The following is a 1,835-nucleotide window of genomic DNA, read 5'->3' as shown; positions in this document are numbered from 1 at the left end:
TTCGACCTCGTTGCTGGATGAATCACCGGTCAAAGGGGCCATTTTGAGATCACTCCCACTCGATCGTCGCCGGAGGCTTCGAGCTTATATCGTACACCACGCGATTTATCCCGGAAACCTCATTGATAATACGTGTGGAAATCCGCCCCAGAAGGTCGTAGGGCAGACGTGACCAGTCGGCTGTCATGAAGTCCTCAGTATCGACCGCGCGAACGGCGATGACCTCTTCATACGTTCGGGCATCGCCCATGACGCCCACAGTCTGCACCGGCAGAAGGACGGCGAACGCCTGCGCCGTTTTGCGGTACCATCCCGCCTTTTTGATCTCCTCCACCACGATGGCGTCGGCCTGCCGGAGGATTTCCAGCCGCTCTTTGGTGACCGCACCGAGGCATCGCACGGCCAAACCGGGACCAGGGAACGGATGTCGCCACACGATTTCCTCGGGCAATCCTAATTGGAGACCGAGCTGCCGAACCTCGTCTTTGAAAAGATTGCGGAGGGGCTCGATCAGTTCAAACTGCAGATCCTGCGGCAGACCACCCACGTTGTGATGGAGTTTAATCGTGGCGGCTGGACCGTCACGCAGGCCACCGCTTTCGATCACATCGGGATAGAGCGTGCCCTGGGCAAGAAACCGCGCCCGGGGAATCTTGGCTGCTTCCTCGGCAAAGCAATCGATGAATATCCGTCCGATGATCTTTCGCTTTTCCTGAGGATCAGTCACTCCGGCCAGCGCTGTCAGAAACCGCTCTTCCGCCCGCACAACATGAAGATCCGTCTTGAAGTGTTTGGTGAACTCCTCGATGACGGATTCGATCTCTCCTCGCCGCATCAGGCCGTTATCGACGAGAATGCACGCCGTTTGGTCGCCAACAGCGCGGGAGAGGAGGGCCGCCGTCACCGAAGAATCGACACCTCCGGACAACCCACAAATGACGCGATCACTCCCCACACGCTGTCGGATTTCGGCAATCGTTTCTTCTGCGAAATCTGTAAGCTTCCATGTCCCCTGACAGCCGCAAACACGTTTCACAAAGTTTGCCAGGATCTGCGAGCCGTATGAGGTGTGCGTCACTTCCGGGTGAAATTGGAGTCCATAAATCGGCCGACGGCGATGCTTGACCGCCGCCAAGGGACAACTGTCGGTGGAGGCCAGGACGGTAAATTCTTCAGAAATGGCGGTCACCTGGTCGCCGTGACTCATCCACACCTGAAACTCGTTGGGCAATCCTTCAAACAGCTCATTGGGCTGGTGGATGCGGCACACAGCCGGGCCGTATTCTCGCCCCCGTTGACTTTCCACTTTGCCCCCCAGACTCTGACAGACGAGTTGCATTCCGTAACAAATTCCCAAGATGGGCAAATTCAGTTGAAAAAGGTCGGGATCGCAGCGGGGACTGTCGCTCCATTGAACGCTGGCTGGCCCCCCGGAAAAGATCAAACCGCGGGGCGCGATTTCCTGGACTCTCTCCGCTGGGATATCGTGTCGGACTATGGCCGCATACACGTTTTGTTCGCGGACCCGCCGCGCAATGAGCTGCGCGTATTGAGAACCAAAATCGAGCACCAAAATTTTTTCGTCAGTTACGCTCATCGTATCCTGTGAATTCTATCAGTGCCAAAAGAGAGAGGTCCCCTCGCTCGCCGCGTCTTGCTCCCTTCGCACTCGTGGGGGGCTTACCAGCCGTTGCTTCTTCTTCATACCGCGTCAGAAGTTCGGTATCCGTAACAGGTTTGTAATCTGAAAAATGAAGCAAGGCGCTCCCTCAGGAACGCCTTGGATTTTTACAGGATTTTTTTCAGCTCATCGGTTACCGGAGAACATCCCGGGG

The 1,835-nt window shown here is 56.3% G+C and carries 1 protein-coding gene; it reads right to left on the bottom strand.

The genetic code is table 11. The features are described 5' to 3' along the window. Positions 1-49: 49 nt before the first annotated feature. Positions 50-1,597, bottom strand: coding sequence for a glutamine-hydrolyzing GMP synthase (gene guaA, locus H5U08_RS17495; RefSeq protein ID WP_297036053.1), 1,548 nt, complete (start codon positions 1,595-1,597; stop codon positions 50-52). Between the last annotated feature and the right edge of the window lie 238 nt (positions 1,598-1,835).

This window comes from Thermogutta sp. (assembly GCF_014359955.1).
Lineage (GTDB): Bacteria > Planctomycetota > Planctomycetia > Pirellulales > Thermoguttaceae > Thermogutta.
The sequence above is the reverse complement of the archived record's forward strand: the minus strand, read 5'-3'. Positions and strand labels throughout refer to the sequence as shown.

Excerpts from the sequence above, each read along its gene's own strand:
- guaA (WP_297036053.1), bottom strand. The coding sequence starts at position 1,597 with ATGAGCGTAACTGACGAAAAAATTTTGGTGCTCGATTTTGGTTCTCAA.